Source organism: Nesterenkonia halophila, assembly GCF_009467795.1.
Classification (GTDB): Bacteria; Actinomycetota; Actinomycetes; order Actinomycetales; family Micrococcaceae; genus Nesterenkonia; species Nesterenkonia halobia.
In genome coordinates, this window is record NZ_WIAX01000012.1 from 170711 (window position 1) to 196456 (window position 25746).

General features: G+C 72.0%; 15 protein-coding genes and 1 tRNA gene. 5 read left to right on the forward strand and 11 right to left on the reverse strand.

Translation table 11 applies throughout. The features are described from left to right. Positions 1-22 precede the first annotated feature (22 nt). The 4 genes from GCL72_RS06365 to GCL72_RS06380 all read right to left on the reverse strand — a co-directional run bounded on the left by GCL72_RS06365 (position 23) and on the right by GCL72_RS06380 (position 6385). Positions 23-1249 (reverse strand): TerC family protein, encoded by a 1227-nt coding sequence (locus GCL72_RS06365; RefSeq protein WP_153143865.1) that lies wholly within the window; start codon positions 1247-1249, stop codon positions 23-25. A gap of 241 nt (positions 1250-1490) precedes the next feature. Continuing rightward, positions 1491-3662 carry an excinuclease ABC subunit UvrB gene (gene uvrB, locus GCL72_RS06370; RefSeq protein ID WP_153143866.1) on the reverse strand — a complete coding sequence of 724 codons (2172 nt, stop codon included), beginning with the start codon at positions 3660-3662 and terminating at the stop codon, positions 1491-1493. A 159-nt stretch (positions 3663-3821) separates the two neighbouring features. Further along, positions 3822-4361, reverse strand: coding sequence for a dephospho-CoA kinase (coaE, locus tag GCL72_RS06375; protein ID WP_246161048.1), 540 nt, complete (start codon positions 4359-4361; stop codon positions 3822-3824). A gap of 128 nt (positions 4362-4489) precedes the next feature. Then, on the reverse strand, positions 4490-6385 hold the full coding sequence (locus GCL72_RS06380) for a BCCT family transporter (protein ID WP_153143868.1): 1896 nt from the start codon (positions 6383-6385) through the stop codon (positions 4490-4492). 274 nt (positions 6386-6659) lie between these two features. Between GCL72_RS06380 and GCL72_RS06385 the strand changes: the two genes are divergently transcribed. Further along, a complete protein-coding gene (locus GCL72_RS06385) occupies positions 6660-7415 on the forward strand; it encodes an IMPACT family protein (protein ID WP_246161049.1) in 756 nt (251 codons plus the stop codon). Beyond that, positions 7412-8629: a class I SAM-dependent methyltransferase gene (locus GCL72_RS06390; RefSeq protein ID WP_153143870.1), complete on the forward strand. Its 1218-nt coding sequence runs from the start codon at positions 7412-7414 to the stop codon at positions 8627-8629. The genes GCL72_RS06385 and GCL72_RS06390 overlap by 4 nt, the downstream gene beginning before the upstream one ends. A gap of 167 nt (positions 8630-8796) precedes the next feature. Here GCL72_RS06390 and rpsA read toward each other — a convergent pair whose 3' ends face one another. The 3 genes from rpsA to polA all read right to left on the reverse strand — a co-directional run bounded on the left by rpsA (position 8797) and on the right by polA (position 14912). After that, positions 8797-10314 carry a 30S ribosomal protein S1 gene (rpsA, locus tag GCL72_RS06395; RefSeq protein WP_153143871.1) on the reverse strand — a complete coding sequence of 506 codons (1518 nt, stop codon included), beginning with the start codon at positions 10312-10314 and terminating at the stop codon, positions 8797-8799. A 251-nt stretch (positions 10315-10565) separates the two neighbouring features. Beyond that, positions 10566-12017, reverse strand: a complete 1452-nt coding sequence (locus tag GCL72_RS06400; RefSeq protein ID WP_153143872.1) for a GNAT family N-acetyltransferase — start codon at positions 12015-12017, stop codon at positions 10566-10568. Between the two features lie 15 nt (positions 12018-12032). After that, positions 12033-14912 (reverse strand): DNA polymerase I, encoded by a 2880-nt coding sequence (gene polA / locus GCL72_RS06405; protein ID WP_153143873.1) that lies wholly within the window; start codon positions 14910-14912, stop codon positions 12033-12035. An 18-nt stretch (positions 14913-14930) separates the two neighbouring features. On the opposite strand from polA, the gene GCL72_RS06410 reads away from it, so the two are divergent. Both GCL72_RS06410 and putP read left to right on the forward strand, forming a co-directional pair. After that, the gene (locus GCL72_RS06410; protein WP_153143874.1) at positions 14931-15494 is read left to right on the forward strand and encodes a hotdog fold thioesterase; all 564 of its coding nucleotides are present in this window, start codon (positions 14931-14933) and stop codon (positions 15492-15494) included. A gap of 145 nt (positions 15495-15639) precedes the next feature. Then, positions 15640-17154, forward strand: coding sequence for a sodium/proline symporter PutP (putP, locus tag GCL72_RS06415; RefSeq protein ID WP_153143875.1), 1515 nt, complete (start codon positions 15640-15642; stop codon positions 17152-17154). Positions 17155-17239: 85 nt separating this feature from the next. Here the strand turns inward: putP and GCL72_RS06420 are convergent, their stop codons facing one another. Together GCL72_RS06420 and GCL72_RS06425 are read right to left on the reverse strand one after the other, a co-directional pair. Continuing rightward, positions 17240-18469 carry a glycosyltransferase family 4 protein gene (locus GCL72_RS06420; RefSeq protein WP_153143876.1) on the reverse strand — a complete coding sequence of 410 codons (1230 nt, stop codon included), beginning with the start codon at positions 18467-18469 and terminating at the stop codon, positions 17240-17242. A 202-nt stretch (positions 18470-18671) separates the two neighbouring features. Continuing rightward, positions 18672-18742, reverse strand: a tRNA-Gly gene (locus GCL72_RS06425). A 209-nt stretch (positions 18743-18951) separates the two neighbouring features. Here GCL72_RS06425 and GCL72_RS06430 point away from each other — a divergent pair. Then, positions 18952-22146, forward strand: coding sequence for a glycosyltransferase (locus GCL72_RS06430; RefSeq protein ID WP_153143877.1), 3195 nt, complete (start codon positions 18952-18954; stop codon positions 22144-22146). Positions 22147-22236: 90 nt separating this feature from the next. Here the strand turns inward: GCL72_RS06430 and GCL72_RS06435 are convergent, their stop codons facing one another. Both GCL72_RS06435 and GCL72_RS06440 read right to left on the reverse strand, forming a co-directional pair. After that, positions 22237-24480 carry a glycosyltransferase gene (locus tag GCL72_RS06435; protein ID WP_153143878.1) on the reverse strand — a complete coding sequence of 748 codons (2244 nt, stop codon included), beginning with the start codon at positions 24478-24480 and terminating at the stop codon, positions 22237-22239. Continuing rightward, positions 24477-25673 carry an LCP family protein gene (locus GCL72_RS06440; RefSeq protein ID WP_153143879.1) on the reverse strand — a complete coding sequence of 399 codons (1197 nt, stop codon included), beginning with the start codon at positions 25671-25673 and terminating at the stop codon, positions 24477-24479. Before GCL72_RS06440 ends, GCL72_RS06435 begins: the two co-directional genes overlap by 4 nt. Between the last annotated feature and the right edge of the window lie 73 nt (positions 25674-25746).

The following is a 25746-nucleotide window of genomic DNA, read 5'->3' on the forward strand; positions in this document are numbered from 1 at the left end:
CCCGCCGTCGGACCTCGGCCGTTCAGCCGCGCGCGGGGCCGCCGAGGTCCTCGGGCCGCAGCTCGCGGTGCTCGACGCCGTGGGCGTCGTCCAGCACCGCCAGATACCGCTCTCGGTGCTCGATCAGCGCGTCCTTGTGCTTCTCGGGCACCTTCTCGTAGCGCGCCCGCCACCGGTCGACGGACTCGCGGGCGGCGTCGAGCTCCTGCTGCGTCCCGCCGGACTCCACCAGGGCCAGGTACGTCCGCGAGGACTGCTCGGCGTTCTGGATGACGCGCAGCGCCCGGCCCTTCGGCGCCAGCAGCGAGGCGACCACGGTGATGACCAGCACCGCCAGGATCACCAGCAGGGACAGTCCGGTGGGCACCTCGGCGACGTGGACGCTCTCGCCGTCGTTGATGAAGGGCAGCTTGTTCTCGTGCAGGGCGTGGAGCATCAGCTTCACGCCGATGAAGCCCAGGATGATCGCCAGGCCGTAGGAGAGGTAGATCAGCCGGTCCAGCAGGCCGTCGATGAGGAAGTAGAGCTGGCGCAGCCCCATCAGCGAGAAGGCCGTGGCGGTGAACACGATGTAGGGCTCCTGGGTGAGCCCGTAGATCGCGGGGATCGAGTCCAGCGCGAAGAGGATGTCGGTGCCGCCGATGGCCACCATCACCAGCAGCATCGGCGTCATCATCCGCTTGCCGTCGACACGGGTGAACAGCCGGTCGCCGTCGTAGTGGTCGGTGGTGGGGATGACCTTCTTGGCCAGCCGGATGAAGATGTTGTCGGCCTCGTCGGCCTCGTCGCCGGTGAGCTCCTTCTTCAGCAGCTGGCCGGCGGTGAGCAGCAGGATGATGCCGAAGAGGTAGAAGACGTCGCTCCAGACGCTGATGATCCCGGCGCCGGCGAGGATGAAGGCGGTGCGGGCGATCAGCGCGAAGACGATGCCGAAGAGCAGGACCTTCTGCTGGTCCTCGCGGGGAACGTGGAAGCTGGCCATGATGACCAGGAAGACGAAGAGGTTGTCCACCGAGAGCGCCTTCTCGGTGACATAGCCGGCGTAGTACTCGGTGGCTCCGGCATAGTCGCCGACGACGAGGAAGACCAGTCCGAAGAGCAGGGCCAGGGCGATGTAGATCGCCGACCAGACGGCGGCCTCGCGGATCGAGGGCGCGTGGGCCTTGCGGACGTGGGCGAAGAAGTCGAAGAGCAGCAAGCCGATGATGACGGCGAGGGTGATGCCCCAGATGAGCGGGGTGTATTCCATGGACGGAGTCCTTTCACGAGGTCGCTCGCGGACACGGGCAGGCCTCGTGAGTCTCTCCGCCCGGTGCCGGCGGCCCGTCCCGGAGCAGGCCCCGGCGGGCGGTCGGCGCAGGCCGCCGTCCCCGGCGGGCCGCCTTCGGCCCGCGTGCTGACGTGGACGGCGCGGCAGGATACTCCCTCACGCGCAGGCCCATCATAACGGCTCGGCCGCCCGCCAGCACCATCGCACCCGGGGCGGCGCGTCAGGCCTGGCCGGCCTCGCGCATCTGCCGCAGCTCCTTCTTCAGGTCGCCGATCTCGTCGCGCAGCCGGGCGGCCAGCTCGAAGTTCAGGTCCTCGGCGGCCTGGTGCATCTGCTGGGTCATCTGCTCGATGAGGTCGGCGGTGTCCTTCGCCGGCGTGGTCGACGCCGCGGAGCGGCCGGATCCCGACGCGCCCTCGCCGGTCGCGGCCTCTGTGCCGGAGCCGCCCGAGGCGCCGTCGCCGGTGCCCTCCAGCGAGGTCAGTCCGCGGTGACCCTTGCCGTATTCGAAGCCGACGGCGAGGCCGCCCATGCCCTGCAGCAGGTCGGCGGTGTCCGCGTCCTCGCGGGCGAGCTGGTCGGTGATGTCGGCGATCTTCTTCTGCAGCGGAGCCGGGTCGATCCCGTGCTCGGTGTTGTAGGCGATCTGGATCTGCCGGCGCCGCTCGGTCTCGTCGATCGCCCGGCGCATCGAGTCGGTGACCCGGTCGGCGTACATGTGCACCTGGCCGGAGACGTGGCGCGCGGCGCGGCCGATCGTCTGGATCAGCGAGGTGGCCGAGCGGAGGAAGCCCTCCTTGTCGGCGTCCAGGATGGAGACCAGCGAAACCTCCGGCAGGTCGAGGCCCTCGCGCAGCAGATTGATGCCGACGACGACGTCATGGGTGCCGCGGCGCAGCTCGCGGAGCACCTCGACGCGCTTGAGCGTGTCGACGTCGGAGTGCAGGTACTCGACCTTCACCCCGTGGTCGAGCAGATATTCGGTGAGCTCCTCGGCCATGCGCTTGGTCAGCGTGGTCACCAGCACGCGCTCGTCCTGCTGCTCGCGGCGGCGGATCTCGGCGAGCAGATCGTCGATCTGGCCCTGCGTGGGCTTGACGACCACCTCCGGGTCGACCAGCCCGGTGGGCCGGATGACCTGCTCGACGTACCCGTCGGAGAGCCCGAGCTCGTAGTTTCCCGGGGTGGCGGACATGTAGACGGTCTGGCCGATCCGCTCGAGGAACTCGTCCCACTTCAACGGCCGGTTGTCCATCGCCGAGGGCAGCCGGAAGCCGTGCTCGACCAGCGTGCGCTTCCGCGACATGTCGCCCTCGTACATCCCGCCGATCTGCGGGATCGTCACATGCGACTCGTCGACGACCAGCAGGAAGTCGTCCGGGAAGTAGTCCAGCAGGCAGTGCGGCGCCGAGCCGGCGTCGCGGCCGTCGATGTGCCGCGAGTAGTTCTCGATGCCATTGCAGAAGCCCATCTGCTGCATCATCTCGAGGTCGTAGGTGGTGCGCATGCGCAGCCGCTGGGCCTCGAGCAGCTTGTCCTGCGACTCCAGCTCGGCCAGCCGCTCGCGCAGCTCGTCCTCGATGGCGGTGATCGCCCGCGCCATCCGCTCGTCGCCGGCGACGTAGTGGCTGGCCGGGAAGATGTACATCTCGTCCTCGTCGCGGACCACGGTGCCGGTCAGCGGATGCAGCGTCTGGATGCTCTCGATCTCGTCGCCGAAGAACTCCACGCGCACTGCGAGCTCCTCGTACATCGGGATGATCTCCACCGTGTCGCCGCGCACCCGGAAGGTGCCGCGGTGGAAGTCCTGATCGTTGCGCGTGTACTGCATTCCCACGAAGCGGCGGAGGAGCTCGTCGCGGTCGAGGGCGTCGCCGACCTGCAGCGGCACCATCTGCTCGATGTACTCCTCCGGCGTGCCCAGGCCGTAGATGCAGGACACGGTGGCGACCACGACGACGTCGCGGCGGGTGAGCAGCGCGTTGGTCGCCGAGTGCCGCAGCCGTTCGACCTCGTCGTTGACCGAGGAGTCCTTCTCGATGAAGGTGTCCGTCTGCGGGACGTATGCCTCCGGCTGGTAGTAGTCGTAGTAGGAGACGAAGTACTCGACGGCATTGTGCGGCAGCAGCTCGCGGAACTCGTTGGCCAGCTGCGCGGCGAGCGTCTTGTTCTGCACCAGGATCAGCGTCGGCCGCTGTACCTGCTCGACCAGCCAGGCCGCCGTCGCCGACTTGCCGGTGCCCGTCGCCCCCATCAGCACGACGTCCTTCTCGCCGCCGTCGATCCGCTCGGCGAGCTCGGCGATGGCCTTCGGCTGGTCGCCGCTGGGCTCGTAGGAGCTGACGACGTCGAACGGGGCGACAGTGCGGTTGATCTTCGGCGCCAGACTCATCGTTCGCTCGCTCCCCGTCTCCTCGTGTCGCTCCGAGCCGGGCCCCGGCTCGCTCTCCGCCCACCCTATCGCCCGTCTGCCCGGGAGATGAGTCCGCGGGACGTGCGGCGATGATGCCGCATTCCCACACGTGCCGCGGAGCCGTCGCCTGCGGCGGGGTCAGCGGCCGAGGCGCCGGCGCAGCGCCTCCATCAGCTCGTCGACCTGCGCCTCGAGCGCCGCGCGCGTGGAGTCGTTGTCCAGCACGACGTCGGCGGCCGCGGCGCGCTCGGCGTCGCTCGCCTGGGCGGCGAGCCGGGCGCGGGCGTCGGCGGCGTCGACGCCGCGGTCCTCGACGAGGCGCCGCACGCGTTCCTCCTCCGGCGCCCGGACCACCACGACGACGTCGAAGCGGTCCTGCTGGCCGGTCTCGACGAGCAGCGGGATGTCCTCGACGACGACGCTCCCCGGCGCGGCCGCCTGCAGCCGACGACGGGACTCGGCGCGCACCCGCGGGTGCACGATGCCGTTGAGCCGCTCGCGGGCCGCCTCGTCGGCGAAGACGATCCGTCCCAGCGCCGGACGGTCCAGGGCGCCGTCGGCGTCGAGGACCTCCTCGCCGAAGGCCGAGACGACCTCGCCCAGCCCCTCGGTGCCGGGCTCGAGCACCTCGCGGGCGATGCGGTCGGCGTCGATGATCTGTGCGCCGCCGTCGGCCATCCGCGCCGAGACGGTGGACTTGCCGGAGGCGATCCCCCCGGTCAGCCCGACTTGGACGATCGCGTCGGCGGCGCGCCGCCGGGACTCGTCATGCGCCTCGGACGAGACCCGGCTCCTCGCGGCGGCGCTCAGCGTCGACGCTCCTCATCGTCCGCGCCGCCGGTGCTCGGCGCGCTCTGGTCGCCGTCGGCGCCGCCGGCCGCGCGCTCGGCGGCGACCTGATCCACCGTCGGCAGGTCGCCGGTGCGGATCCGGTACTCCTCGACGATCTCCGGCTGCTCGACGTGCTCGACCTCGGGAGCGTTCTCCGGCTGGGTGCCCTCCTGATAGTCGGGGGCCACGACCGCCTCGGTGAGCGAGTCGTCGAACTCGTCCATCCGCCGCTCGTACTCCTCCGGCGGCAGCGTCTTCAGCCAGCGGCGCGTGCGCAGGTAGCCGATCTCGCCGGCGTCCTCGCGCATCGCTCGCGAGAGGTTGAACATCATCAGGTAGCCCAGCAGGAAGAACGGCAGCCCCAGCACGATGGCCACGCTCTGCAGCGCGTTGAGCCCGCCGTCGCCCGTGGCGGTCAGCAGGATCGCGGCGATCAGCCCGATGGCCACAGCCCAGAAGCCCTTCTGGTGCCCGGGGACCTGGCCCTCGAAGCCCGAGGACATGTCGTTGAGCACCAGGGCCGCGGAGTCCATGGACGTGACGAAGAAGATCGCCACCAGCATGATCGCGATCGCCGAGGTCAGCGTCGCCAGCGGGAACTGGTCCAAGAAGGCGAAGAGCGCTCCGGGGATGTCCCCCTCCCCGACCACGCGTTCGACGAGTCCGCCGTCGCCGTTCATCTGGATGTCGAAGACGCCGGTGCCCCAGATGCCGAACCAGACGATCGTGAAGAGCGTGGGCAGGCCCAGCACTCCGGCGACGAACTGGCGGACGCTGCGGCCGCGCGAGATGCGGGCGATGAAGATGCCGACGAACGGCGACCAGGTGATCGTCCAGGCCCAGTAGAAGATCGTCCAGCCGTTCTGCCATCCGGTGTCGGCCAGCGTGTCGTTCCAGAAGGCCAGCTCGGGCAGCATCGAGGCGTAGACGCCGGTCCACTCGATCATGCCCCTCAGCAGGTGGACCGTCGGCCCGGAGATGAGGATGAAGGCCAGCAGCAGGATCGCGACCCAGATGTTGAAGTTCGACAGCCGCTTCACGCCCTTCTCCAGGCCGAGCAGCGTGGAGGCCAGCGCGACCAGCGTGACGGCGGCGATGATCATGATCTGCGAGAGCGCCGACTCCGAGATGCCCATCACGCTGGCCAGCCCGGCGTTGATCTGCAGCGTGCCCAGGCCGATGGAGACCGCGACGCCGAAGACCGTGCCGACGATGGCGAGGATGTCGATGGCCCGGCCCCAGTTGCCGTGGATCTTCTCCCCCAGCAGCGGCTGGAAGATCGAGGACACCCGCGGCGGCAGGTTGCGCTTATAGATGAAGTAGGCGAAGGCCAGTCCCGGCAGCGCGAAGATCGTCCAGGTGTGCAGCCCGAAGTGGTAGAGCGTGAAGCCCATCGCCTCGCGCGCGGCCTCGGCGGTGCCGCCGACGATCGTCGTCGGATCCACCGTCTCGCCGGCGGAGCGCATCTCCTCGGCCTCGTCGGCCGATATCCCGCGCGGCGGGTTCGCGAAGTGGTTCACCGGCTCGGCGACCGCCCAGAACATCAGGATGGTGCCGATGCCGGCGGCGAAGAGCATGCCGAACCAGGAGATGTCGCTGTGCTCCGGGGTCTCGTCGTCCTGGCCCAGTCGCATGCGGCCGAAGCGGCCCAGGGCGATGTAGATCAGGAACAGCAGGAAGATCGTGACCCCGGAGATGTAGAACCAGCCGAGGTTGTCGTAGATCCACGTCGACATGGTGCCGAACAGGTCACCGATGCGGGTGGGGATGATCAGCGTGACCACCACGAAGGCCAGGATGAGACCGGCCGAGACGAAGAAGACCGCGGGGCTGGTGCGCAGCCTCAGCAGGTCGTGGAATCTCTCGAGCATGTCGTCGCCTTTCCAGGGAGGATGCATTCCGGCCGAGTCGGGTCCGGGCGCCGTCGGCGACGGCCCGCAGACCCGGCGGGGCCCGACTGATACCCCAACGGTAGGCAATTATCGGTCGGAGAGCACGCGACACACGGCTCGCGACTGTGACCGGCGCCATCATCGATCCTCCAGGTCGTGGCTCCTCGAGGCACCCGGCGGACCCCGCGGCGCGCCGTCGGAGACGGTCCGGGCAACCCGTCCCGGACGACGCGATCGCCTAGACTGGAGGGTGATGACCCCTCCGCCGCCGTCCTCCTCCGCGACGCCCGACCCCGCCTCCTGCACTGCGCTGCGCCCCGGAGTCGAAATCGTCGCCGAGATCGAGCGGCGGAAGTCCCGCTTCCTGGCCGTGCTGCGCCGGACCGCGTCGGCCGAGGAGGCCCAGGAGCTCGTCGATGCGCTGCGCCGTGAGCACCACGCGGCCCGGCACCACTGCAGCGCCTGGCTGATCGGCCCCGAACGGCACGTGCAGCGGGCGAACGACGACGGCGAGCCCTCCGGCACCGCCGGCGCCCCGATGCTCGAGGTCCTCGCCCAGTCGACGATGCCCTCGGGCCGCGCCGATCTGACCGACGTCGCCGCCGTGGTGGTGCGCTGGTTCGGCGGCACGCTGCTCGGCGCCGGAGGCCTGGTCCGCGCCTACTCCGACGCCGTGGGCGAGGCCCTGCAGCAGGCGGCGGCGACGGGCGGGACGGTGCAGCGCCGGCGGATGCGGCAGTTCCGGCTCGACGCGCCGATCGCCGACGTCGGCCGCTGGGAGCACGAGCTGCGCGGCGCCGGCGCCGCCGTCCGCGAGACCGAGTACGGCGTCGGCCCTTCCGGCGCCCGGATGCATCTGGCCGTGCCCGACGACGACGGGCCGGTGACGGCGCTGCAGGGACGGATCGCCACGCTCTCCGCGGGAGCCGGCGAGCTGCGTGCCGCCGGTGTGGACTGGGTCGACGTCGAGCACCGCAGCGACGACGGCGCGGGCGAGGTCCCGGCATGAGCCGCGCGCTGGAGCCCGGCCGCACGCCCGAGGTGGTCCCGTCCCGGCTGACTGCGGCGCCGCAGGACGGCGGCGCCCTCGACCGGGCGCGGCTGCGCCGGCGTCCCGACGACGGAGAGCAGGCCTACGACGCGGCCGACCTGCTGCTGCTCGACACCGCGGCCGCCTGGTGGGCGGCCGGACATCCCACCGACGGAGTCGTCGTCCTCGACGACCGCTGGGGTGCGCTCACTCTGCCGCTGGTCGCCGCCGGACACACGGTGCGCACGGCCCAGGACGCCCGCGGCGGCGAGCTGGCGCTGGCCGAGAACGCCGCGGCGCTGGATCTCCCGGCTCCGGCGCCCCGCCCGGTCGACGCCGACACAGTGGCCGGTGCCCGCACAGTGCTGATGCCGCTGCCCCGCTCGCTCGATGCGCTGGCCGACTGGGCCCACCTGGCGGCCGAGCACGCCGCCGAGGACGTCGTGCTGCTGGCCGGCGGGCGCGACAAACACATGACCCGGTCGATGAACGAGGTGCTGGAGCAGCACTTCGCCGACGTGGTCCCCGGCCGAGGTCGGTCGAAGTCGCGGGTGCTCACCGCCCGGTCGCCGCGGCGGGGACTCGCGGCGCCGGGGCCGCGGCGCGCGGTCCACGCCGTGGCTCCGGTCGACGAGCTCACGCTGTGCAGCACGGGCACCACCTACGGCGGCACCAGCGTCGACCCCGGCACCCGACGGCTGCTGGCCGCCGTGGACGGCCACGCGGCGTTCGAGGCGGAGCTGGCCGCGGCCGATCGCCTCGTCGACCTGGGATGCGGCAACGGGACGGTGGCCGCCTGGGCGGCGCGCCGCCGGCCGCAGGTGCAGGTGCTGGCCGTCGACGACTCCGCCTCGGCGACGGCCTCGACGACGCTCACCGCCGAGGCCAACGCCGTCGCGGACCGCGTGGAGGTCCGCCGCGCCGACGAGCTGGAGGACGTCGCCGCCGACGGCGGCGAGCGGCTGATCCTGCTGAATCCGCCCTTCCATCGGGGCAACGCCGTCGATCCGACAGCGGCCCACCGGCTGATCGCCTCCGCCGGCCGCGCCCTGGCGCCGGGCGGGACGCTCTACTGCGTGTGGAACTCGCATCTGCAGCACCGCGCGGCGCTGCGGCGCTTCGTGGGCCCGACCCGCCAGCTCGCCCGGGACCGGAAGTTCACCGTGACGGTCAGCGAGAAGCCCGCCGGCTGATCCGGCCCCGGACCGCACAGGACCGCACGGGGCCGCGCGGGCTCGTCCCCGCGACGCGGTCGGCGGACCGAGTCCGCACCCGCAGACGACGAAGGGGCCCGCCCCACCGATCGGTGGAGCGGGCCCCTTCGTGGTGCCTCAGGCGCTCTGGGCGCTCAGGCGGATGCTCAGCCCTGGCCGGTGAGCTTCTCGCGCAGGGCGGCGAGAGCCTCGTCGGAAGCCAGCGTGCCGGCGTCCTCCGGAGCCTCGGAGGAGTAGTTCGACGGAGCCGGCTCGCGCTTGGCGGCGCCGGAGTTCGACGAGCTGGAGCTCGAGCTCGAGCTGCCTCCGCCGCCGACCGTCTGCTGCGCGACGACCTCGGCGTCGGCCTCGAGGGCCTTGCGGACCTGCTCCTTGTGGGCCTCCCAGCGCTCCTGAGCGGCGGCGTACTGGGCCTCCCAGGCAGCGCGCTGCTCCTCGAAGCCCTCCATCCACTCGTTGGTCTCCGGGTCGAAGCCCTCGGGGTACTTGTAGTTCCCCTCCTCGTCGTACTCGGCGTCCATGCCGTACATGGCCGGGTCGAACTCGGTGCCGTCCGGGTCGACGCCCTCGTTCGCCTGCTTCAGCGAGAGGCTGATGCGGCGACGCTCGAGGTCGATGTCGATGACCTTGACGAAGAGCTCCTCGCCCACCGAGACGACCTGCTCGGCGAGGTCCACGTGACGGACCGCCAGCTCGGAGATGTGCACCAGGCCCTCGATGCCGTCCTCGACGCGGACGAACGCGCCGAAGGGCACCAGCTTGGTGACCTTGCCGGGGACGACCTGGCCCAGCGCGTGCGTCCGGGCGAAGGCCTGCCACGGGTCCTCCTGGGTGGCCTTCAGCGACAGCGAGACCCGCTCGCGGTCCATGTCGACCTCGAGCACCTCGACGGTGACCTCCTTGCCGACCTCGACGACCTCGTTCGGGTGGTCGATGTGCTTCCAGGACAGCTCGGAGACGTGCACCAGGCCGTCGACGCCGCCCAGGTCCACGAAGGCGCCGAAGTTGACGATCGAGGAGACGGTGCCGGTGCGGACCTGGCCGCGCTCCAGCTTGTTGAGGAAGGAGGAGCGCACCTCGGACTGGGTCTGCTCCAGCCAGGCGCGGCGGGACAGCACCACGTTGTTGCGGTTCTTGTCCAGCTCGATGATCTTGGCCTCGATCTCCTGGCCGATGTAGGGCGCCAGGTCGCGCACGCGGCGCATCTCCACCAGCGAGGCCGGCAGGAAGCCGCGCAGCCCGATGTCGAGGATGAGGCCGCCCTTGACGACCTCGATGACCGTGCCGGACACGACGCCGTCCTCGTCCTTGATGCGCTCGATGTCGCCCCAGGCGCGCTCGTACTGCGCGCGCTTCTTGGAGAGGATCAGGCGGCCTTCCTTGTCCTCCTTGGTGAGGACCAGAGCCTCCACCTGGTCACCGACCGCGACGACCTCGTCCGGGTCGACATCGTGCTTGATGGACAGCTCGCGGGACGGGATGACGCCTTCGGTCTTGTACCCGATGTCGAGGAGGACCTCGTCACGGTCGACCTTGACGATGACGCCTTCGACGAGATCGCCGTCGTTGAAGTACTTCATCGTGGCGTCGACGGCGGCGAGGAACTCTTCCGAGGTGCCGATGTCGTTGACGGCGACCTGCGGGGTGGTTGCGGTGGTGGTCATGTAGTAGGGGCTCCGATGAGGGATCGTTGGCTTATTGGTCAGCGCACGGTTCTCCATGCACTGAGCGACGGACAATTGACAATGACAAGGTGCTGGATCACATGCGATGATGCACGCAGTCGAGCAGAAACTGTGCCAGACGTCAGCTATCGACTCTGTGCGCAGAACGCGCCCGGCCAGTCTATACGCGCTCACCAATCGGATTCAACCGCGCGGGCGCGTCGCGGCCCGGGTCAGACGCGCGCGGCGGCTCAGAAATGTGTGGCGCAGAACGGCCGGGTCGGCAGATCGACGATCGCCGAGAGCTCGCGCAGCGCGTCCTCGGCGTCGCCCGCTCCCCCGCTCGCCGCGGCGCCGTCGGCGACGCTCAGCCGACCCGCCCGCTGCATGGTGACCACCGCGGCGTCCCCGAGGTACAGCGAGCCCAGGGTCTCCACGTCCGTGGACAGCACGGGACCGACCGGACACCGGTCCGCCTGCTGCTCGGTCACCGGATCGACCACAGGCTCGACGACCGCGACGCCCCCGGAGACGTCGACGCGATAGACGCCGTCGGCGATGCCCTGCGGATCGCTCAGCCGCAGCGTGAACGCGCCGTCGCCGCCCCACTCGCGAGCCTGCAGGCAGCGGACGACGTCGAGGAGGCGCACCCAGAGGACGTCGCGGACCTCGCGGACCTGCACACTGCGCGGATTCACCGCCGCGGCATGCAGCACGTCCTCGACCGAGGCGCCGCCCAGCTCGGCGCGGGCGACCAGGTCCCGCTGCGCCAGATGCCGCCAGAGCTCCAGATGGCTCGTCGCATCGGCGGCCACCAGATCGGCGATCTCCAGCGTGCTCGGCTCGGTCTCCCAGCCGGCGTGCCGGAAGGTCACGTAGCCGCCGATCGACCCGTCGTCGCGCACATGCACCGCCGCCCGCAGACGCCGGTCCCAGGAGGTCACGTCGCGCGGCGACCAGCGGGCGGTGGCCCGACGACGGTAGCCCGTCGGCCGGTCCACCGATCCGCGGACCCGGCGATGGAACTGCGCGAAGACCTCGTCGACGACCTCGTCCATGGCCGTCGGATCGGCGCCGATCACCTGCCCGCTCGGCTCCCCGCGCAGCTGCAGCCCGGTGCCGGCGCTGTGCGCCAGGTCCACGCGCAGCACGGCCTCCCGCGCGGCCACGCCGAAGCCGTAGCGTCCGTAGATCCCGCCCTCGGAGGCGGTCAGCGCGGCCAGCGGCATCCCGTCGTCGACGGCGCGGGCCAGCGAGGACGTCATCAGATGCGCGAGGATCCCGCGCCGGCGGAATCCGGGATCGACCGTCACTCCGGTGATCAGCCGGGCGTCCAGCAGCGGGCCGTCGGCGCCTCGGCCACCGGCGTCGAGCGTCTCGTCGAACTCCACGAAGGTCGCCGCCGGATGATCGGCGCCGAACCCGACTCGACGACGGGCGGTCGCGCCGGCCTCCTCGCTCGCCGGATCGAGGTGGACCCCGACCAGCCGCTGCGCATCGGCGATGAAGGTCTCCGTGTGCCGCGAGACCTCCTCATCCGACAGCCACGGCTCGTAGAAGCCCTGCAACGTGGTGCGCAGGTGCGCCGCAGTGCGCGCGTCGGCGGCGCCCTCGGCGTCGAGCGCCGGGGCGAAGGTCTCCGCACGCAGCCCCTCGGGCAGCGGAGAGACCTGCGGACGGCGGGGCGGTGTCAGGGAGCTCACGCCTGACAGGCTATGTCAGTGCGCGGCCTCGTGCCAGGAGGAGCCGACGCCGACGTTCACATCCAGCGGCACGCTCAGGTCCGCGGCGGCGGCCATCTTCTCCACCACCAGCGAGCGCACCTGCTCCTCCTCGCCGGGAGCGACGTCGAGGATGAGCTCGTCATGGACCTGCAGCAGCATCGTCGAGGCCAGCCGCTGCTCGCGCAGCGCGGCGTCGACGTCGAGCATCGCCTGCTTGATGATGTCGGCCGCCGACCCCTGGATCGGGGCGTTGAGCGCTGCCCGCTCGGCCATCTGGCGCAGCTGCCGGCTCTCGCTGGTCAGGTCCGGCAGGTACCGCCGCCGGCCGTAGATAGTGGAGGTGAAGCCGTCCTTCCTGGCCTGCTCGACGACCTCGCGCAGGTAGTCGCGGACGGCGCCGAAGCGCTCGAAGTACTCGTTCATCAGGTCCCGGGCCTCGTCGACGCCGATGCCCAGCTGCTTGGACAGTCCGAAGCTGGAGAGGCCGTAGACCAGGCCGTAGCTCATCGCCTTGACCTTCGAGCGCATCTCGCCGGTGACCTCGTCGGTGCCCACGCCGAAGACGCGGGCGCCGACGAAGCTGTGCAGGTCCTCGCCCTCGCGGAAGGCGCGGATGAGTTCCTCGTCTCCGGAGAGATGCGCCATGATGCGCATCTCGATCTGCGAGTAGTCGGCGGTCAGCAGCGACTCGCACCCCTCGCCGACGACGAAGGCGTCGCGGATGCGGCGACCCTCGGCGGTGCGCACCGGGATGTTCTGCAGGTTCGGATGCAGCGAGGACAGCCGGCCGGTGGCCGCGACCGTCTGCGCGTAGGTGGTGTGGATCCGGCCGTCGTCGCCGATCGACTCGACCAGCCCGGTCACCGTCTGCCGCAGCTTCGTCGCGTCGCGATGGGCCATCAGATGGACCAGGAAGTCGTTCTGCGTCTTGGCCAGCAGGTCCTGCAGCGACTCGACGTCGGTGGAGTACCCGGTCTTGGTCTTGCGGGTTTTGGGCAGCTCGAGCTCCTCGAAGAGCACCGTCTGCAGCTGCTTCGGCGAGCCGAGGTTCACCTCGTGGCCGATCGCGGCGTAGGCGGCCTGGGCGGCGTCCTCGACCTGGTCGGCGAACTCCTGGTCGAGGGCCTCGAGACGCTCGGCGCTGACCGCGATGCCGGCCAGCTCCATCTGAAGCAGCACCTCGGCCAGCGGGATCTCCAGGTCGCGGACCAGGTGGTCGGCCCGCCGCTCGACGAGCTGCTCGGTCAGCACCGGGCTCAGCCGGTGCAGCAGCAGCACCTGCAGCGCCGCGGCGTCGAGGTCGCCGGCGGTGACCCCCGGCAGCACGTCCTGGGAGGAGAACAGCGTGCCCTCCCCGCCCAGCGGGTCCTCGGTCGAGGTGCCCTCGGCGGGTTCCTCCCCCGCGGCGGGCTCGTCGGCGCCGAGCCAGTCGGCCGGGTCCGCCGAGGTGCGCAGGTGCTGGGTCACCAGGTCGCCGACGTCGAAGTTCCGCCGGTCGGGCTGGATGAGGTAGGCCGAGAGCAGCGTGTCGTCGACGGCCCCGCGCAGTCGCAGACCGCGGGCGGCGAGCCGACGTCCGGCATCCTTGAGGTCGTGGACGCGCTTGGGCGCCTGCGGATCGGCCAGCCAGTCCGCCAGCGCCTGCTCGACGGGCGGCTCGGCGTCGGTCAGCGAGACGGCGAGCGCCTCGGTCGGTTCCTCCGCCGCCTCGCCCTCCGCGGCGGCGTCGTCCGGCGGCGGCAGCAGCACGACGGCGAGCGCCTCGGCGGTGCGGGCGGCCTCGTCGCGCTTGGCCTTGGTGGAGAGGCTCTCGCCGCTGCGGTCCAGGCAGAGCGCGACGCCGACCGGTCCGGCGGCCTCGCGCAGCGATTCGACGTCGGCGGCCGCGTCGAGGGTACGGACCCGCGGCAGCCGCTGGGTCGGCGCGGGACGGGAGGCGGCCTCGGGGAAGCGCTCGGCGAGGGTGTCGAAGAGCCGGTCGCGGATCTGGTCGAACTGCAGCGCGTCGAAGAGCGGCTCGACCGCCTCTCGGTCGGGCGGGCCGAGGACGGCATCCTCCAGGTCCACCGGCAGCTCGACGTCGCACAGCAGCCGATTGAGCTCCAGGTTGCGCTCGACGTCGTCCAGGGCCGCGCGCAGGTTCTCGCCGCGCTTGCCGCTGATCTGGTCGGCGTGGTCGATGATGCCGCGCGCCGAGCCGTACTGGCCCAGCCACTTGGCGGCGACGCCGGGGCCGACGAGCGGCACGCCGGGCAGGTTGTCGGCGCTCTCCCCGACCAGTGCGGCGAGGTCCCGGTACTGCTCCGGCGGCACCTTGTACTTCTCCTCGACGCCGGCCGGGTCGAGCCGCACGCTCTTGCTCACTCCGGAGGTCGGGTAGTCCAGATGGGTGCGCTCGGTGACCAGCTGCAGGGCGTCGCGGTCGCCCGAGACGATCAGCGTGCGCCAGCCCGCCTCCTCGGCGCGGGTGGCCAGCGTGGCGACGATGTCGTCGGCCTCATAGCCCTCGACGGTGATCGCCGGGATGCGCATCGCTTCGGCGACCTGCTTGATCAGCCCGATCTGGCCGCTGAACTCCTCCGGCGTCTTCGCCCGGCCGGCCTTGTACTCCTCGTAGGCCTCGTGCCGGAAGGTCGGGGTGTCGAGGTCGAAGGCCAGCGCGACATGCGTGGGCTTCTCCTCGCGGATCAGCTTCAGCAGCATGTTCGTGAAGCCGTGCACGGCGTTGGTGTGCTGGCCGGTGTCGGTGACGAAGCTCTCCGGCGGCAGCGCGTAGAACGCGCGGAAGGCCATCGAGTGTCCGTCGACGACGAGCAGCTTGCGGTCGGTCTCCAGGGTCTGGCCGCCGGAGGCGGTTTCACGTGTCGGGCTCACAGTGCAACTCTAGTGGGCATGGATGGAGATTTCATCGCGGCCCGGACGGCTCCGGCCGCGGACGACGCCCCGGCCCCCGAGTCCGCTCCCGCGCCGGCCCCCGCCCCCACTCCGCTGCCCGAGGAGGACGAGCGGCTGGCGCTGATGCGCGCGGCCGGAGTCCCGGAGGAGCTCTTCGCGCATATGGGGCCGCACGGCGTCTCCCCGCTGGCGCGGACCATGGGTCTGCGCTTCGTGGAGATGAGTCCCGAGCGGATGGTGGCGACGCTGCCGGTGGCCGGCAACGAGCAGAACATGGGGCTGCTGCACGGCGGGGCCCATATGGTGCTGGCCGAGACGCTCGGCTCGATCGCGGCGATCCTGCATGTGCGGCTGGACCTGCAGCAACAGAACGCCGTGGTCGGCACCGAGCTCAACGCCACGCACCACCGGGCCGCGACGGCGGGGATGGTGACCGCCACCTGCACGCCGATCTCGCGGGGCCGGACGCTGACCTCCCACGAGATCGTGATGCGCGACGAGCGCGGCCGCCGGCTGTCCACCGCGCGGATGACGAACATGATCCTGGCGCCGCGCGACTGACGCGCCGGCAACGGGCGGGCGGCCCGCGGGCGACGGGCGGATGGACGGCGCGGAGCCGCCGCCTGCCGAGGCTCTGGACGGAGACTGCACGGCGACTGGGCGCGGCACATGGTGACCCCGCACACTGCGTGCCATACTCTGCCGCATGATCGAGACCGCAGATTCCTCCGTCCAACTCGTGGCGGTGATCCTGTACTTCGCGTGCATGCTCGCGATCGGGTACTACGCCTATCGCCGGACGAGCAGCTACGACGACTACATGCTCGCCGGCCGCCGGCTGCGCCCGTCGACCGCCGCCCTCTCGGCGGGAGCCTCCGACATGTCCGGCTGGCTGATGATGGGCCTGCCCGGCGCCATCTACGCCTCCGGACTCGTGGAGGCCTGGATCGCCATCGGGCTGACCGTCGGCGCCTGGCTGAACTGGAAGTTCGTCGCGCCGCGCCTGCGGGCCTACACCGAGGTCTCGCAGAACTCCATCACCATCCCCAGCTTCCTGGAGTCCCGGCTGAAGACCGACAATCATGCCGTGCGGATCATCGCAGGGCTGATCATCCTGGCCTTCTTCATCTTCTACGTCTCCTCCGGCCTGGTGGCCGGCGGCCAGTTCTTCACCGTGGCCTTCGGCCTGGAGTACGTGCCGGGGATGCTCATCGTCGCGGGTGTGACGGTGGTGTACACGCTGGCCGGCGGCTTCCTCGGCGCCTCGCTGACCGACGTCGTGCAGGGCACGATGATGTTCATCGGCCTGCTGCTGGTGCCCATCATCGCGCTGGCGACGATGGGCGGATGGGGCGACGTGACCTCCGGCGTCGACGCCGCCGACGCGGCCTCCGGCGGCGACGTCGACCGGATGAGCTTCCTGGTCGGCGCCTCGTTCTGGGGCGTGGTCTCGGCCGTGGCCTGGGGCCTGGGCTACTTCGGCCAGCCGCACATCATCGTGCGCTTCATGGCCATGCGCTCCGTGGCCGACGCCCCCGCCGCCCGGCGCATCGGCATCGGCTGGATGGCGCTGGCCGGCTTCGGCGCGGTGATGACCGGACTGATCGGCGTGGCCTACTTCCAGAGCGAAGGCTCCGCGCTGGACAACCCCGAGCACGTCTTCCTGGTGCTCGCCCAGGCGATGTTCCATCCGTTCATCGCCGCGCTGCTGCTGGCCGCCGTGCTGGCCGCGGTGATGTCGACGATCTCCTCCCAGCTGGTGGTCTCCTCCTCAGCGCTGGTCGAGGACATCTACCTGAGCTTCGGGCGGAACTCCACCCGCCGCCAGCAGCTGATGCTCGGCCGCGCGGCCGTGCTGACCGTCTCCGTGGTCGCCGCCCTGCTGGCGCTGGACACCGAGTCGACGATCCTGGACCTCGTCGGCTTCGCCTGGGCCGGATTCGGCGCCGCCTTCGGCCCGGTGGTGCTGCTCAGCCTCTACTGGCGGAAGCTGACCATGCCAGGCGTGCTGGCCGGCATGGTCGTCGGCGCGGTGACTGTGGGCGTCTGGGGCTCGACCGACACCCTCTCCGGCGTGGTCTACGAGATCATCCCCGGCTTCGCCCTGGCGCTGCTGGCCGCCGTCGTCGTCTCGCTGGCGACCTACCGCCGGAACGCGCAGGTCGAGGAGGAGTTCGACGCGATGCTGGCCCAGACGAGCGGGACGAAGACGCCGGCCTGATCCTGGCTCGCGCCGAGAACGACTCGGACCCGCCCCGCACGACGAGGCCCTCCTTCCGGAGCTCCGGAAGGAGGGCCTCGTCGTGTCAGGACGTCGCCGGCTTCATGCTCCGGCGGCGTCGGCCGCGGCGGTCCCAGCGCCGCAGGAACCCCAGGATCGCCTCCTCCAGGGCCTCGGCGTGCGCCTCGGCGGTGTAGCGCTCCTCGACGACGGCCCGGCCGGCCGCCCCCATCCGCCGCATGGCCGGCGGGTCGGCGAGCATCTCGGCCAGCACCTCCTGCAGGGAGGCCGGATCCCCGGAGCGGTACAGCCGGCCGGTCTCGCCGTCGACGACGGCCTCGATCTCCGGACTCGAGTCGGGGTGGGCGTCCTCGGCCACCACCGGCACGCCGAAGCCCAGCGCCTGGGTGACGTTCAGCCCCGCCCCGCCGATGCAGACGGCGGCGTCGGCGGCGGCGTAGAGCGCGCGGAGCCGGTCGACGTCGTAGACCGCCCCCAGGAAATCGGCCTCCAGGCCGGCGTCGGCGAAGCGCCGTTCGAGCCGAGGCCGCTCGACGCCGTCGCCGACGACGATCACCCGCGGCCGCACGGCGTCCTCCGGCAGCTGTTCCAGCGCCTCGACGAGGGTGTCCAGCCGGTGCCGAGTGGTCAGCCGCGAGCTGTAGATCAGCGTCGGCCGTTCGTCGCCCGTCGGATCCCGACGGCCCTCCTCCGCACGGCTCGCGCCGGTGCTCCTCGGGACGTCGGCGTCGGTCGCCTCGAGCTGGTCGGCCGAGTAGATGCTGTTGTACACCACGGCGATCTTCTCGGCGTCCACGCCGTAGGCGGTCCCCAGCTCACGGGCACGGTCCCCGTAGACCAGCAGCCCGTCGGAGAGCGCGTAGAAGGCCAGGCGCAGCCGCCGCTTCACCCCGGACTCCGGACGCTTCCAGCCGTGGCCCCAGAGCAGCACCCGGGCCCCGCGCGCCCGGGCGGCGAGCAGCGCGGCCCAGGCGGAGAGGGTGTAGATGCGGCCGGCCAGCACGTAGACGTCGTGGCGGCCGGAGAGCACCGCGCCGACCTGGCCCTTCTCCCACCAGAGCTCGCCGCAGGAGACGAAGTCCATCGGCGTGACCTCGGCCAGCACCGATGCGTCGGCGGACTCGATGCGGTCGGCCGAGGCCCCCTCGGAGTTGCGGAAGCGGCCGACGAGGTCGAATTCCAGGCGCCGGCTCTCCAGCAGTCGTCGCAGCAGCGGGCCCCGATAGTGGCTGACCGTCGGCTGGACCACGAAGTGCACGCGTGGTCGGTCGGCGGAGCGGGATGCAGCGGGCATGCGGACCTCGGGGCTTCAACGGCGACGGACGGACTGGCCGGAACCGGTCCCGACCCTCTTCGCCATCGTATCGACCCGCCGCGCGGCCCGGACGCCGAACCCCGACGCGCCGGAGGCGGGAGGGGCACGGACGACGACGGGCCCTCTGCGCAGATCTGCACAGAGGGCCCGTCGTCGAGGATGTCCTGCGACATCTCAGGAGAGGGGATGACGGGAATCGAACCCGCGTCGTCGGTTTGGAAGACCGAAGCTTTACCATTAAGCTACATCCCCGATCGGCCGCGGCGTCGCGGCGACACCTCAGATTAGCAAGACCCCGGCGCCGCCGCCAAACCTCGCACGCATCCCCTGCCACCGGCGAGCCCGCCGGACCTGCGACGCCGCCCCGGGCGGCCTCCACGCCCGCGCGATCTGCACCGACCTCGCCGGGAAGGCGGCATGCCGGAAGACGTCGCGCACTCCGGCGGCGATAGGCTCTCAGGGTGAGCATTCCCCCGCCATCCGAGCACGCCGAGCAGCCCGGGCAGCCCGCCCCGGCCGAGACCTGGGCCTCCGCGCTGCAGGAGACCGCCCGCACCCACCGCCGCGCCGCTTCGTGGATGGCCGAGCAGACGCATGACCCCGGCGTCTGGCGGCGGCCGGCCGAGGCGCATCATCGTCGCGCGGCCACGCTCGAGAACCGCGGGGCCGCGACGGAGGAGCACCGGGGACCGTCGCTGCCGGCCGAGCTGCTCGCCGCGCCGCGGCCCGCACCGGGCGCGGCGACGCCGCCCCGACGCGCGGTCGAGCAGGCGTTGGAGGCCGCCGAGCAGCTCCCCGGCCCCGAAGCCGGGATCACCCGTCCGCGGCTGGGCCTGCGCCTCGGCATCATCTGCGACCGGTTCCTGCTGGACACCTTCACCGGCGCCGCCGAGCTGTTGCCCATCACCCCGCAGAACTGGCAGGAGCGCCTCGGCGAGGTGGACGTGCTGCTGGTCGCGGCGACCTGGCGCGGCCACGACGGCGCCAGCTGGGACGTCACCGGCGAGGGGGCGCGCGCCCGCCGGACGCTGCTGGTCGAGACTCTCATCCCCGCCTTCCGCGCGGCCGGAGTGCCGACGGTCTACTACGGCAAGGAGGATCCGCCGGACTATCGGCGCTTCCTCGACGTCGCCCGCGCCTGCGAGCACGTCCTCACCACTGCCGCCGAAGTCGTCCCGCAGTACCGCGCCGACTGCCCGGGCGCGCGCAGCATCGAGGTGCTGCCCTTCGGGGTGAACCCGCTGCTGCACTCGCCGCTGGGCGGCCGCCCCGCCGGCTCGGAGCTGATCCCCTTCGCCGGATCCTGGATGGGCCGGAAGTATCCGAGCCGGGCCGAGCAGGGCCGATGGATCCTCGACGGCGTGCTGGCCGCGGACCGGCCGCTGGCGCTGATCGACCGGCACTACGACGCCGAGGACCCCTCGCCGAACCAGCTGATGCCGTTCGAGTACTGGCCGCACCGCGCCCCGTCGATGGACCACGAACAGCTGATGGGCCTGCAGCGCACCGTGGACATCGCGATCAACTTCAACTCGGTGCAGGACTCGCAGACGATGTTCGCCAATCGGGCGCTGGAGCTGCAGGCCTCCGGAACGATGGTGCTCTCCACCTACAGCCAGGGGCTGAACTCGCACCACCCGCAGGTGCACATCGCCAACTCCGCCGAGGACGTGGCCGCGACGCTGCGACACCTGACGTCCTCGGCCGCCGGACACGAGGATCTCCGGCGGATCCAGGGCGACGGCATCCGCCGCGTCTTCCTCGACCATCACGTCGTCGACCTCCTCGCCCGGGTGGCCGCGATCGCCGGAGTCAGCATCGACATGCCGGGGGAGCGTGTGCTGGCCGTGAGCGAGGAGCCGACCGAGACGCTGCGGGCGGACCTGCGCATCCAGTCGGCGGGATCCGTCGACCTCGTGCGCTGGGAGGATCTGCCGGCCCGCGCGGACGACTATGACATCCTGCTCCCGGTCAGCCCCGACCGACGCTACGAGCCCGACTACGTCGCCGACCACCTGGCGGGCCTGCGATTCCAGTCCGCCCCGATGACGGTGAAGCTGGAGAACCGGGCCGACGGAGGCCTCGACGCCGCGACCGACGCCGCCTCGCTGACCCATCGACGAGCAGGGGCCGACACCGCGTGGGAGCTGACCGCGCTGCACCGCCCCCAGGAGACGCTGGGCGGCCCTGCTCTGGGATCGGCGGAGCGGACCGCGGCGGCCGCCCGCGGGCTGCGCAGCCTCGCCCTCGACTCCTTCCAGCACCGTCGCGCAGAGTCGACGGTCACCGTCTGCGCCGCGGGGTCGGATGCCGACGAGACGCCGGAGCACGCCGACGCGGAGGAGCCGCTGCAGGACGCCGCCGCCCGGACCCGCGCCGTCGCCGCCGCCGAGGGGCTGGACCTGTCGGTGATCGTGCCGATCTTCGACAACGGGCACCACCTGCGGCACAAGGCCTTCGCCTCGCTGCGCCGTTCCCCCGGGTTCTCCCGGATGCACGTGCTGCTGGTCGACGACGGCTCCACCGACGGCGTCACGCCGGCGATCGTCGCGGACCTCGCCCGCACGCACGCCAACGTCACCGCCTACCACCACGCGCCCGGCGGCTCGGGATCGGCGTCGCGCCCGCGGAACACCGGACTGGCCCTGGCGGCGACCGAGTACACCACCTATCTGGATCCCGACGACGAGCAGCTCGGAGACTCCTACTCTCGGATGGCCGATCGGCTGGCCGCCGCCGAGGAGGCGAACTTCGCGCTGGCCACCCAGATCACCTGGACCGACCGGTGGCTGCACCTGGATGTGCATTCCTGGCTGCGCGAGGGCGCAGCCCTGCGCGACGGCCTGCGCCGTCCCTCGCGCGACAGCCTGCGGGAGACCCGATTCCGCCCGGCCAGCATCGAGTCCATGGTCTTCCGCACCGTCTGGCTGCAGTCGCTGGGACTCGAGCAGCCGGTCGGCGCCACGGGCCAGGACACCTTCTTCTTCCAGCAGCTGCTCTTCCGCGCCGAGGCGTACCTGGAGGTCGAGGAGCCCGCCTACGTCTACTACGGCGCCGTGGAGACCTCCATCGTCAATGCGATCTCGCCGGGCTACTTCCGCAAATACCTGCTGCTGGAGACGGCCCGGGCGGCCTGGCTGCGCGAGGTCGGGCTGATGCAGGACTATCTGGACACGCGCTTCGAGTCCTTCTTCGTCGGCTGGTATCTGGACAAGCTCGACCGGGTGCCGGCCGCGCAGCGGGCCGAGGCCGCCGGGGTGCTCGACGAGCTGGCCCGCTGCTATGTCGAGGATCCGCGGGCGCACCCGTGGACGACGGCGGCGGCCCGGCGCTTCTTCGACCTGCCCGTCCGCCCTCGCGTCGGGATGCTGCGCCCGGCCGCGCTGCGGCCGGTCCTCGGGCGGCTCAGCCGCCGCGGTCGGGGCGAGGCGACGCTGGCGCTCGAGAGGTTCCGCGGGACTCCGGCCGGCCGGCGCCTCGGGACGGTCTATCGACGCACGCTGAAGCCGGCGCCGTCGGCCGAGCGCGGCGAGCTGCTCGCCGCCCTGCGCGAGGAGACCGACGCGGCCGAGGCCGCGAGCTCTCCGGTGCGCGCGGCGGCCGAGGCCGAGGACGCGCTGGAGGCGCTGCGCACCCGGCTGCTCGCCGCGGAGTGACCGAACGGGACGGCGAGCGCGCGGAGCCCTCGGGGCCGCCCCGGGAACGACCTCGGGGCAGTCCTGGGACAGCCCGGGGACGGTCCCGGCTCAGTCCCGGGCGTACTCGCCGCGGGCGCGGCCGGCGAGCCATTGCAGCATGCCCAGTCCCTCGCGCGTCCAGAGTCGGTCCTGATAGCTCGCCCGTCGTCCGCGCACTCGGACTGCCCCGCGTCGCAGCACGCCGGCGCCGAGGCGCGCGGCTCCCTCGGCGGCGATGCTCGCGCTGCTCCGCCGGGCCTTGCGCGCCTTCAGCGCCCGCACATGGCCGGAGCGCAGCCCGCGCCGGCGCAGCCACTGTCGCGTGGTGCGCTCGAGCGGCACCTCCTCGGAGACGCGCGCCGCGGCGCACCACCACGACGTCGCTCCGGCGGCCTGGAGCCGGCCGAAGAGCTCGGAGTCCTCGCCGCCGGTGGCGTTGAAGGCCTCGTCGAAGCGGAACGCCGGCGAGCGGGTGAACCACTCGGCCCGCACCAGCACGTTGTTCGTCGCCGGCCGCAGAGTCCACGGCCCGGTGGCGAAGTCCGTGCGTCGGATCGCGCCGTCCTCGACGGCCTGCGCGGAGGCCTCAGGCGGAAAGATCGATTCCACCGGCCCGGAGACGGTGGCCGCCCCCGAGCTGCGGGCCGTGCTGATCAGCGCGTCCAGCCACCCGGGCGCCACGCGCTCGTCGTCGTCGACGAAGACCACCGCGTCGGCGTCGTCGGGCACCGCGTCCAGCGCGGCGTTGCGCGCGACGGCGAGCCCCGGGCGGGGCTGGTGGACGGCGATCGCCTCCGGCGCCAGCTCGGCGACGGTCTCGGCCGCTCCCGCCGCGGGGTCGTTGTCGACGACGACGAGCGGAGGCAGCACGTCCTCGCCGAGCTCCTGGGGAGCCGCGGCGCGCAGCGAGGTCAGCAGCTCGGCGAGCAGCTCGTTCCGCCGGTAGGTGCACACGCAGACCCAGACGCGATCGGCGCGCACCGGGCCGGGCTCGGCGGTCGCGCGCGGATCGAGGGCCTGCTCCCCGTCGCGCCGCCCGGCACGCCCCTGGTGTGCGGCGCGCGCGGAGCCGGCCGGGCCGCGGCGGTCGACGACGTCGGCCAGCAACCCGGCGTAGTCCTGGGCCAGCCGCGGCAGATCCGCATGCTCACGCACCCAGCGGCGCCCGGAGTCGCTGATCGGAGTGGACTCCGGGTCCCGGGCCAGGGCCACCAGCGCCTCGGCCAGCCCGTCGGGGCCCTGGTCGACGAGGGTGACGTTCTCGGCCGCGGCGAGGATCTCGGCGGCCTCGCCGACGACGGCGGCGGTGATGTGCTTGCCGGTGCCCATCAGCTCGAAGGTCTTGGACGGCACCGTCCAGGCGAAGGACTCCCAGTCGGTGCGCAGGCTGATCAGCACGGTGTCGGCCCACCGGTGGTGCTGCCAGAGCTCCTCGCCGTGGACGGGATCGTGGAACTCGATCGCCGCACAGTCCGCCGCACGGGCGACCAGGCGCGGCTTCTGCGTGCCGGAGCCGACCATGCGCAGCCGCACGGCGACCTCGCCGGCGGCATGCAGCGCGGCCGCCGCGTCGATGACCGCATCCAACGCCTGGCTCTCGCCGTGGTTGCCGAGATAGGCGACCCGCAGCTCCCCGGCGGTGCGCTCCCGATGCTCCAGCTGCGGGACCTCGTCGAGCGCGACGCCGTTGCTGATCGTGGTCACCCGCTCCACGCCGCGGGCGGCCAGCCGGCGGGCGAATCCGCGGGTCACCGTCACCACGAGCTCGGCGCGGCGCTGGACTGCGGCGACGACCGTCTCCATCATCCGGCCGGCCGGTCCGGCCCGCACGCCGGCCTCGCGGGCCAGCTCGGGCCAGGCGTCGCGCATGTCGACCACCAGCGGCGCACGGCGCAGGCGCGCGGCCAGCCAGCCCGAGCAGATCACCGGCAGCGCCGGCACAGTGGCGACGACGACGTCGGGACGCTCGACGAGCAGCGCCCGCGGGACCATCAGCCCCGCGGCGACCGCGTCGGCGGCGAACCGCCCGGCGCGGCTGTCCCGGAGCAGCGGGCGCAGCACCCGGTGCACCTGCTCACCGGCCGGGCCGCTCCCGCTGCGCACGCCGGCGGCGCCGGAGCCGCGCTCGGCGGCCGGCGTGCTGCGGGCATCGGCGGCCGGGGTGACGACGTCGACGCTCCAGCCCTCGGCCCGCAGTCCGGCGACCAGGCGCTGCCAGCGCCGCTGCGGGGGCGTGTGCTCCGGCCAGTAGGAATGGGTGAGCAGCAGCGCGCGTCGGCCGTCTCCCCGGCGACGGTCCTCGACCGGGCTCACCGGGGAGTCTCCTCGACGTCGTCCTCCGTCGCGGGAGAAGTCTCGGGAACGGTCTCAGGGTCGGCCTCAGGATCGGTCTCGGGAGCCTCGAAGGGATTCGTCCCGTCCTCGGCGAGATCGTCCACGAAGTCGTCCATGGACGCCTCGTCCAGCGACCGGCGGAGCGCCTCCATCGCCGCCTCGTCGCGGGTGATCACCTGCGCGCCGCCGGAGGTCGTCATCGGCTCGCCGGCGGGGATGGTGAACATCTCGATGTCGTCGGAGCGCAGGCTGCGCAGCTGGACCGCGTAGCCGGCCACCGTCTCGGCGTCCAGCCCTTCGTCGAGCCACAGGTAGGGGACCATGCTCTCGACGATGTCCGAGACGCGGCCGGGGTTGGTCAGCGTGTCGGCGCTGAGGAAACGGTCGATGATCGCCTTGACCACGCGCCGCTGGTTCTCCACACGGGTGAAGTCGCCGTCGGAGAAGGTCTTCCGTTCGCGGACGTAGCGCAGCGCGTTCGATCCCTCCAGCCGGATGGTGCCCTCGGGGTAGAAGTCCGGGTTGTGCTGGCCCGAGGAGAACGCCTGTGGGTTGTCCACGTAGACCCCGTCCAGCGCCACGGTGAGATCCTTGAAGCCCTCGAAGTCGATGATCGCGGCATGGTCGATATGCGTGTCGAGCAGCTCCTCGACCGTGTCGACCACCAGCGGGTAGCCGCCGGAGTTGATGGCGGTGTTGATGCGGTTGGGGCCCTCGCCGGGGATGTCGACCCACAGATCCCGGATGATCGACATGACGTAGACCGTCGAGCGGTCGGCCGGGATGTGGACGAACATCATCGTGTCCGAGCGCTGCCCGTCCTCGCCCTTGACCTCGGCGAGATCCTGCCCCTCGCCGCGGGTGTCGGAGCCGAGCAGCAGCAGGTTGATGACGTCGTCGTCGGTGCGCGCGGCGGAGTCGTCGTCCAGGTTCATCTCCAGGACGTTGCGGTTCTCCTCGAAGCTGCTCCGCAGGTCGTGCAGGTAGATGCCGACGACCGCGACGGCGACGACCACCAGCGTGGCCACTGCGGCCAGCGACCAGGCCAGGATCCGCCGGCCGCGGCGAGGCTTCTCCCCTCGGTCGGACGGGGCGGGGGCCCCCGGAGAGACGGAGCGCACGCGCTGCGGCCGGTGACCACGGCGGGCGCCGTCATGCTCTCGGTCGGCCATGGGTCCTCCCCTCGGATGCGACGGCCGCCTGGGTCGTCGGAGTGGTCGCAGTCTGGGCGCGGCGCGCGGATCC